We start from the raw sequence: 9,799 nt of genomic DNA, 5'->3' as shown, positions 1-9,799 counted from the left end.
TGACTTTTTATTTGCAGGCTAAAGTAACGAGAATGCGACGCGCAGTTTTCAATAGAAAACAATGCTCTTGCTGATTTCAGATCATTTCGGGCTGTTTCCAGACGATATAACACCAGATCCCGTCTAGTACCGATTTCCTGATTATGCTGCTCCATACAAAACTACCCCTTCTTTATGAATATTGGAATAAAATGGATAGTTCACAATCCACTTGTTAAAATGTGCTTCACTTTTTGCAATAGGCTTAATATCCGTGTCATGATCCATATTAAAGTCATAGGTCATGTACGAGAGCTGTTGTGCATATGCCTTTAATTCCAGATCTGACATATCTACCAGAATCATAATGTCCACATCAGAATCCGGACGGAAGTCACCCCTTGCATAAGAACCATAAAGGATTATCTGACGTACATGGGAACCATAAATCTTCTTGACCTCTTCCACATACTGTTTAATTAAATCCTGCATAATCTTTGGCATACATCATCACCTCATTTTCTGCTGATAATACTATAAGTTTCTCGATTCACAAATCTTTCTTCTTGATTTTATTATAACCAGTTTACCTTCGTTTCTCAATCAGTATTTTCCATGTATCAATTTTACTACTTTCTTCGACGAATTTTGTTCACCGTTATAGCCAATCCATCATGTCCATTTACTTTTAACGCATCGTTTATTATGCTTTATATAGTATTATTTTACCTTTCCAAATCAATATATGGTATGCAAATTAATATCAAGATACTAGGAGACAAAGTATTCCACTGCGTTTTCCGGGAAGAATTCCTTAAACTCACCATACAGCTGTGCTGCAAGTGTTTTATTGTGCGCTATGATCAAGGTTGGCTAAGCCCCATTAACAAGGCAAAGACCATCTGCATATGGATCCGTGTCTCCTTCGATGCTTCCAGCAACAGTTTTACCTGCTCCAAAGTATATGTTTTAGTCTCATCTACAATAATCGTATAATACTTTGACTTTTTTACTCCTTTTGGCAGTTCCAAACCTTCACAGGGATTCGTCATAATCAACCTTTTCGATAATGCGTATCTCATAGAGGTATTCATAATTGTTCTTGCCCTTTTAGGAATAGCAGAATATTGTTTTACAGGTTCTTTATACATTTTCATCAGATGCCCTTGATTGAGCGCAAGCAGCCTCAGACCGCCAATTCTGGGAATAATATGTTTCTGAATACAGTCCCTATAATTATAATAGGTATTCGCCGTAAATGACATATCAGATGGAGACATTCTCCATCTGATATACTATCATACAGATACGATCATTTCAATATATGACTAAACCCCAACAGTTTAGCATCGTAATACCCAATTGCCACCTTTAAAAAGATAACTGTATCTTTTTTTCATAAATATTAATAATTCTTCCTATAAATAAGGCTGTCAGTATGGTTCCTATACCAAGACCATAAAAATGGGTATGATTAATTAAACATAAAATAATAGTGACAAACACAAGTGTAATATCAAAAGTATTTTTCACTATTGAAAAAGGAAAAGAGAAGACTTCTGAAATAGTTTTTACAATACCATCAGTTGGTGTTAAAATAAGATTTGTTTTCACGCTTAAAAATACGCCCATTGCAGTAATGAACATCGTCATAATAAAACAAATAACCCTTAAGTATAAACTTAACGATAATGTAGGAATTATAAAATCATATAAATCAGTCAACCAACCAAAAGCAAACGATAACGGAATTTCTAAAATAAAAGTAACTGTGATCTTTTTGGATAAAATACATTGAATAATAACAAATATTAAGTAACAGATAATAGAAGCTGTTCCTAAAGAAATGTTATAGATTTGTGATATTGAATACATCACAGAACTAAAAGCAGCAACTCCTAAATCAAAGCGAACATTTAATACAACAGCAAAAGCTATTAAATTCAAACCAAGAAAATACAAAAAATATTTTTTCATTCTTATTACCTCATCATGTCTATGGTACTGTAAGCCACCAGAACCGGAGATTCTGCCTTGATGGCACACTTATAAAAAGCCCAAAGGTCTTGATTTCAAGGCTTTCAGGCTTAAGTTAACCCCAGCGGAGTCTGTTGTGTTTATCTTACTGGAATTTCACCTTCATCTATCAGTCTGTCTGGGGAAAATACAATACGGATTCTTCCGTCTGTCGCAACCTTGCAATCTCCGTCAAACGCATTCTTACCGCCATCCTCGATTTTCGCAGTTCCTGAAAGGATATTCTCACAGATGCGTATCGCTGTATTCATGATGCTATGATCCATGGAACCAACGAAAGGCATTCCCGCATATCCCACATGGCCATTAAAATTGCGGTCAAATTCACTTTCATAGGACTTGATTTTATCCAGAGCTCCCAATAGTGTATTAATACTGTCTCTGCAGAGCAGATTACCATTGCAGGCATCTCCAGAAAACAGGATTCGCTCTTTCCGATCAAGGAAACAACAGCCTCCCGATGTATGACCCGGTGTCTCAATTACCTCGATACTGCGTCCCCCCAGCTCAAACACCATTCCCTCCTTCAAAGGAAGACATTTTGGCATCTTTTGTATCCGCCGGATATCCGCAGGGCTACAGTCATACACATCGTAAGCTCCCATATTTCCCAAAAGTTCCACATAATCTGCGATGCTATCATAATTTATCGGTTTAAGACTATCCTCATCTTTTTCGTGAATATATACCTCTTCAAACTGAGCAGCTCCTCCGATATGATCCGGATGTCCATGTGTCAGCACTACATCATAGGGAAGCGGAGTCAGCCAGGAAATCAGCTTTTTCAGGTCTGTCATTCCGACACCCGTATCGATGAGTAATGCACGTTCCGTACCTTTTAACAAAAACATGGCTGTCATACCAGCCTCATTGATAACCCAGGTGTCTTTTGCAATCTCCGTCACCTGATATGTAGTCAGCTTTGCCATATGCATTCCATCCTTTCCGCATCAGTGCATAAATACATTTTCTGCATCCTCATCTAATGGTACAGTAAATGCCGGAGCATGTTTAACAAGAAGCTCCATCAGCCTGTGGTCATAATTATCTTTAACTTCGCAGATATTGTCAAAAATCATAATTGCCTCTTTACCTGGCTCACATACCGGCCACTGCGGAAGAGAAGGAACGGAAGGATTTCCGTATCTCGCAAAGTTTATCCAGGCACCACATATTCTCTCCTGCAGGCGGTCTGTTTCTCCCGGCACATTGCAGATAGGAATTCGGTCAATATTATGGAAAACAAACGGGATTTCAGAGCAATGCCATGCCAGTTTTCCTCCCTCATATGGGAATTCATAATTAAACATGTAGGAATATACGGGAGCTTCCTTATGTACTGACTTCTTCGCAATGAAATCTTTCGATGCATAACGGAAAATATAATCCAGCGACAGAACATCTACAAGGCGATTATTTGGATATGCTTTTTCGAATTCTGCTGCAATCTCTTCTGCATCCTCCTGAAAGCATTTTTCCAGAAGTTTCATCGTTTCCTCACGGGTCAGTTCATCCCTATTCTCCAGAACCGGCTTGAAATCAAATTCTCCAAAAACGCTACCCACTATCACCGGAATCTTTTTTGCTCCATCGGTAAATCCTACTCTGCGCGGATCACCGGCATACCATGAATTTGCTCTCGGCTCTCCTCCCACGTAGAGTCCTTTCTCCTGCAGCTTGGGTGACACCTTATTATATGCTTCCGCAAGGAAATAGTAAGGAATCGTTTCCAAATCCTCAACGGATTCCAACTTCAATTCCGTCAGAAGGGCCTCCACAATTGCGGTACCGTCATCCTCTGCCTCTTTTTTACCTTCTTCTATTACGCCGCTCTGGATAATCCCCTTATGGAATAAACCTTCTGCAGCCGGTGTATTCATCAGGGAATAAACTTTCATTCCACCACCGGACTGACCAAACAGGGTTACATTACCTGGATCTCCGCCAAAACCAGCAATATTGTCCTGAATCCAATGAAGGGCTGCGACCATATCTGCATTTCCCACATTAGCAGAATTGTAGTATTTTTCCCCATAAGCAGATAAATCAAGATATCCCAAAATATTCAGACGATGGTTCAATGACACGACAACCACATCTCCGTACTCACTCAGATGATCTCCTTCATACGCCACCTGTTCAATGGATGAGCCTGCAAAGAATCCACCTCCGTGCAACCATACCATAACCGGTTTTTTTGCTTCCGGATCCAGACTCTGTGTCCAAATATTCAGATACTGGCAATTCTCATCCATTGGCCAGTAACGATGTGGGATCATAACCTCCATCAACGGATGATCCTGCATCAGCATAGGGCACACATAACCATAGGCCAGAGCATTTTTAATACCTTTCCATGGTTTTACCTCTCTGGGCATTTGAAAGCGATCAGCATCAGCATACTTGATGCCATGGAAAGTGTATGTAGAATTCATCTTAAATCCCCGTATCTTACCCGCCTTAGTCTGAACTACCGGTTCTGCCTTACTACAGTAAAAACAATCTCCCATTTTGTATTCCACCTTTCTTTAGTAATTTTATGTATATCTTATTTCATTACCATTTTGTCATTTTTTTGTTACCGTTTTATTACATCTCTATCTCCACATACAGTTTGCATATTGGTCTCTTCCTGTATTGTAGCCCGATACTGAGAGGGAGTCATATGATAATGCTTTTTAAACGCACGAAAAAAGTTTTCCGTATTTTCATATCCAATCTCTTTTCCGACTTCAGTCATCCTCTCATTTTCTAAACTTTTTCACCTCATTATGCAATAATTGTTGATACCCATCTACTATAATCCCATACATTTCAGAATGATCCGAAGATTATGGACTGCACATCTTTGCACATCTCCGAGACACAGACGAGGTTTCTTATCTAAATGTCCTTTGTACCCGATTGCTCTGCCATCATCTAAAATAAAAGCAACTTCCTCATTGGCCGGGCATATCTTTGGCACAAAGCTTGCCGGATCATTGAAAAATGTTTTCATATCATTTGCCTGCATGTAGACTTTTTCCCCATCAACCAAAATCTCTCCATCCTTCATCTCGGCAGTATGTCCTTCACCCAGAGGTGCCATGACTGTATCCGGTCCTTCCGGATCAACCGTAAAGGAATTCCAGCGGGCTGCGAAAACCGGTGCAAATGGTACTTCCTGCACCATAATTACCTGCCCACGTTCATCAAACTCCGGCATAACTGTTCTCACAGCCTGAAGAATATTCATGGCCCTTCCTTTTCCTCCCGGCATAATCAAATCATTTCCGGCATGCATGGATTTCCAGGGTGTACTGCTGCCTCCGTTCCAATCAGTCATGATCAGACCTTCAAATCCCCATTCTCCGCGGGCAAGATCCGTACATAAGTCATAACTATCTGCTGTAGGAACACCGTTGATCAGATTGTAGGAACTCATGATAGACAACGGCTGAGATTCCTGAATAGCAATTTTATAGGGTTCCAGATAAATCTCCCTCAGTGCCCGCTGACCAATCACAGAATCCACAGCATTCCGATTCGTCTCCTGATTATTAGCTGCATAATGCTTAATGCATCCACCTCCTCCTGGCAGGCTCTGAAGACCGCGTACCATTGCTGACGCCATCTTTCCAGATATGAGAGGATCTTCAGAAAAATATTCAAAATTTCGTCCACACATAGGATCACGCTGAATATTCATTCCTGGTCCCAGAAGCAAATCAATCCGCATTGCCTGCATATCTGCTGCCATTCCGCATCCTACCTGTTCCAAAATTTCCGGATCAAAAGACTGAGCAAGAAGCGTACCCACCGGCCATGCCGTACAGTAATGGTATACCTGCCTCTTTTCCCCCGATTCCAGATCGGTTGCCTCAAACTGCTGTGTGATACGCACACCGCCCGGACCGTCTGCCAATACAATAGAAGAAACACCATAACTTTCCAGTGCGTGTGTTGTTTCCCCTGCCGCTCCAGGTACAGATTCCGAACTGGCTCCAATCACAGGATTGTTCTCATCCTGCACACCCCAGCCTGTACCACAGCAAAGATCCGCCAATTGTGCAGCATCAAGCTGTGCGGCAAATTCTTCCATTGACACTCTGCCCGAAGCCACATCATTCAGCTTCCATTCTTTCTTTTCCACATACCGTACTGTTTCGTAAGGCATAACCGGCTGATAGCTGGTATCTGTCGCATATGTAACCACCTTTTCATCGCTATAGGCTGAACGCGAATCCAGCGTTTCCGGTATCTGCACAGCCAGAAGAACCGGTACATCCTTCCATATAGTTTCATCCTTTCGGTCAGTTAACCCCTTCTTTTCCTCCAAAGTTTCCGTTAACGGAAGCTCCACCAATACCTGTTCTGTCAAAGCAGTTTGTTCCAGCCGAATCTTGCACACCGGTTTTGTATCTCTGGAAGAAGTACCGATACGCACTCCATAATCTCCTTTTGACAGAATATAACCTCCTGCATTTTCACTATAAGATGCAAGATTACGCAGCGGTATGCGGATTTTGATATCTTCCTTTTCGCCCGGTGCCAGTAACATCGTTTTTTGGAAACCTTTCAGCTCCTGTTCCGGCATATCCATCTCCGATACCGGTGCAGAAACATATATCTGCACAACTTCACGTCCGGCAAACGCTCCTGTATTTTCTACTGTTACGCCAAGAACCAGTGTATCCTCATCCAGCGATGCCTCCAGATTTCCCAGTGCAAATGTCGTATAGGAGAGTCCATAACCAAAAGGATAACCCGGCTCAACATTAAATGTATCAAAGTAACGATAACCTACATAAATTCCTTCCGTATATACTGCCTTATTAAAATCCTGAAGGAAATTGCCTGCCGTAGGATAATCTTCATATTTTTTTGCCCAGGTTGCGGTCAGCTTTCCTGACGGTGTTGCCTTACCTGTGAGAATATCGGTAACGGCGGCTCCTCCCTCCTGTCCTGCCTGCCCCATGAGAAGAATAGCATCCGCACAAGCCGCCTCCAGATCCTGCACCGATATGGAGCCCGGAACATTCAGCACCAGTATCAATGAAGAAAAAGCTGACCGCAGCTTTTTAAGATTATCCATCTCCACTGCAGAAAGCCTGTAATCTCCAATTTCATACCTTTTATCCCCAATGGATACTTCTTTTTTCATGAAACGATCATTTCCCTCACCGGAATTTCTCGAAATGACACAAATAGCAGTTTCTGTTTCTTTTGCATATTCTTCCAGTTTTTCTGTTGTCAGCGGTTCCTCCGGAAACGCAAAAACACTCATGACCTGGTCCTTCATCTCTCTTTTGGCCAGATCATAGCATCTGGCCCACGCCATCTGCTGTTCCCGGTTCACAATCTCAAAACCTTCTGTTTCCATAGCATTCAGAATATTAATATGATAACGCAGAGACTGATCCACATCCTGATCACCACCGCCGGAAAGACCGCCGTTAAAAGGATCTCCCGATCCCGTTCCGCCGCGGATTGTTCTGGCAGCTCCGTTTCCAAACAAGGCAATCTTTCCCCTGCCCTTTAACGGAAGAACCCCATTTATGTTTTTTAAAAGTACCATTCCCTGCGTCGCCGCTTCTCTCGATATTGCAGCACCGCTGATCTCACGTTCGGACATCGGCGGATATATCGTATTACTTTTCATATTTTTTCCCTGCCTTTCATTTCTATTCCCCTCTTATCCATTTATGAAAAGAACCTGACTCCTTACGAATCAGGTCCCTTTATCAGTTTCCATATTTTTGTTTATGAAATTTTTTCTGCCAGGAAATCTGTCATCATCTGTTCTGTTTCTTCCAATCCATTAGCCTCATAATCCGCAATCAGCTTATCCCAGTTTGCATCAAAATTATCTACACTTTCTGTTACGCACTTAATCAGTCCCGGCCATGCAATCTCATTCAGAATTTCCACATTGTTCGTAATCTCCTGCGGTGTCGCATATGCCCAAAGTGGGGAATACGGCGGTGTTTCGAATTCATCTGGCTGCGGGAAGATATCGGTCAGCATCTCTACATTCCATGCTTCACAAGCTGCCTTCTGCTCCTCGTTATACTCTGCAATTACAGATTCTCTCGTAACAGGTGTGTAAGGATTACCATTTTCATCCACTGCACCGTCTCCATAAATCGGAAATCCCGTATAATTGCCAATACCAGTATTTTTTCCGTAATCCGGATCAGAACTTGCTTTTGCAATCTCTTCTTCCGTACGATATCTCATTCCATTCTCATCTACAAAATAGTTTTCTCCTTCAACACCCCATTTGTAAAGTACTGCACCCTCATCGGAGCAGAGATAATCAAGGAATTTAATTGCACGAACCGGATCCTCACAGTCCTTTGTGATTGCCAGTCCGTATCCAACCTGAAGACCCTGATACATCAGTGTGGGTGCCTTCGTCTCAGCATCAATTGTCACAGGAAGCGGACAATATGTTTTATCCAGTTTTCCTTCTGCTTTCAATGTTGCTTCCGCCTGTCCATAATGCCAAAGTGCATCAGTAATAGCTACAACACGTCCGCTGGCAAGCTTTGCAATGTAATCGTCATCTGTCTGTGTTGCAAAGTTTGGATCCAGAATTCCCTCATCATACATACGACTCAGCCATCTGAAATATTCTTTTTCTTTATCACTCACATGCTTGTAAATGCAGTTATAGTTATCATCAACAAGCCAGGAACCGTTATCCGGTGCACCATCAGCAATAAATCCAGCGGGATTACTGAGTGTAATGAGCCAGTGCCAGTCAGCAGCACTCATGGAAATACCAATGGTATCCAGACCATCATCGGTTTTAGGATGTGCTGCCAGGTACTGCTTGATCAGGGCTTCATACTCCTCCAGAGTCTTAGGATATTCATAATTATTTTCCTTAAGAGCTGCGTACTGTATCTGGCAGTTTCCTCCGGTTGCCAAAATCTGGTATCCTACACCAGCATAAGAAAGCTGATATATTCCTTCATCTCCAGAACCCCATTTCAGCTTTTCAAACTCATCGCCGTACATTTTTTTAATATTTGGACCATATTCCTCGATCAGATCTGTCATATCAATAAGTGCACCTGCCTCATACAGACTGTTTACACTTTGCTTAGCATAAATCATATCTGGATATTTGTCCTCAGCAATCATCAAAGATATATCCTCGTCAGGATCGCCTGTACTGGATACCGGATAGGAAATATCCAAAGTCACACCTGTGGCTTCAGTAATCGCCTGAGCAACAGGATTTTCCCAGTTACCATTTTTTCCGTCTGCATTGTAGTACTTGAAAGTTATAGGTGACAAATCATCCTTACTGTCCCCAGTACTGCTCTCGCTGTTTTCATTCTTGCTACTTTCGCTCTTACTGCTTTCCGTATCCTTGGAGCCACATCCTGCCACTGTTCCAACGCAGAGTGCTGCTACCATAAGCAGAGCTAAAATTTTCTTCCTTTTCATGTTATTCCTCCCTATATTCTTAGAAAGTCCTACTATAAGGCCAAACATTTGAGATTTTACAATACCTCTATTATTTGTCTCTCATTGCAATAACTCTCCAAAATTATTTTAGATTTTCACGCGCGTTTTTACTTATCTAAAAGATATCATGGATAGTATATTGGAAGATATAGAAGAATTAACCTTTAAATTTAGAAATATTGACTAATCATTTTTGTAAAAAAAGGTACACCCGTGCGAACCTTGAAAATTTCATATAAAACAATAAATTTATGTCAGGAAATGGTATCATGATCTCAGATTATTTGTGAGGTGATCCCATGTCTTTTGCTAAGAATGAATA

Annotated in this window: 8 protein-coding genes and 1 pseudogene; all 9 read right to left on the bottom strand. The window is 41.5% G+C overall.

What is annotated here, in order from left to right:
- Positions 1-141 precede the first annotated feature (141 nt).
- The 9 genes and pseudogenes from DWX00_RS19195 to DWX00_RS19160 all read right to left on the bottom strand — a co-directional run bounded on the left by DWX00_RS19195 (position 142) and on the right by DWX00_RS19160 (position 9,456).
- Positions 142-483, bottom strand: coding sequence for a nucleotidyltransferase domain-containing protein (locus DWX00_RS19195; RefSeq protein ID WP_055220717.1), 342 nt, complete (start codon positions 481-483; stop codon positions 142-144).
- A gap of 270 nt (positions 484-753) precedes the next feature.
- Positions 754-852: pseudogene (locus DWX00_RS20635) on the bottom strand (DEAD/DEAH box helicase family protein); the annotation flags it as partial.
- On the bottom strand, positions 843-1,244 hold the full coding sequence (locus DWX00_RS19190; RefSeq protein ID WP_158578916.1) for a hypothetical protein: 402 nt from the start codon (positions 1,242-1,244) through the stop codon (positions 843-845). The gene DWX00_RS19190 and the pseudogene DWX00_RS20635, both read right to left, overlap by 10 nt.
- Before the next feature lie 106 nt (positions 1,245-1,350).
- Entirely contained in the window at positions 1,351-1,956 is a 606-nt protein-coding gene (locus tag DWX00_RS19185; RefSeq protein WP_117510997.1) for a YczE/YyaS/YitT family protein, read from the bottom strand.
- Between the two features lie 140 nt (positions 1,957-2,096).
- Entirely contained in the window at positions 2,097-2,945 is an 849-nt protein-coding gene (locus tag DWX00_RS19180) for an MBL fold metallo-hydrolase (protein WP_158555036.1), read from the bottom strand.
- Positions 2,946-2,966: 21 nt separating this feature from the next.
- A complete protein-coding gene (locus DWX00_RS19175; protein WP_117761402.1) occupies positions 2,967-4,526 on the bottom strand; it encodes a carboxylesterase/lipase family protein in 1,560 nt (519 codons plus the stop codon).
- A gap of 68 nt (positions 4,527-4,594) precedes the next feature.
- Positions 4,595-4,756, bottom strand: a complete 162-nt coding sequence (locus tag DWX00_RS20775) for a helix-turn-helix domain-containing protein (RefSeq protein WP_117761403.1) — start codon at positions 4,754-4,756, stop codon at positions 4,595-4,597.
- Between the two features lie 57 nt (positions 4,757-4,813).
- Positions 4,814-7,657, bottom strand: a complete 2,844-nt coding sequence (locus tag DWX00_RS19165; protein WP_117761404.1) for a beta-glucosidase — start codon at positions 7,655-7,657, stop codon at positions 4,814-4,816.
- Between the two features lie 101 nt (positions 7,658-7,758).
- Positions 7,759-9,456 carry an extracellular solute-binding protein gene (locus DWX00_RS19160; protein ID WP_055220729.1) on the bottom strand — a complete coding sequence of 566 codons (1,698 nt, stop codon included), beginning with the start codon at positions 9,454-9,456 and terminating at the stop codon, positions 7,759-7,761.
- Between the last annotated feature and the right edge of the window lie 343 nt (positions 9,457-9,799).

The sequence above is a fragment of the Blautia sp. AF17-9LB genome, assembly GCF_003479185.1.
Taxonomy (GTDB): Bacteria; Bacillota; Clostridia; order Lachnospirales; family Lachnospiraceae; genus Fusicatenibacter; species Fusicatenibacter saccharivorans.
Note: the sequence above shows the minus strand (reverse complement) of the source record. Positions and strands in the feature narration are given on the sequence as shown.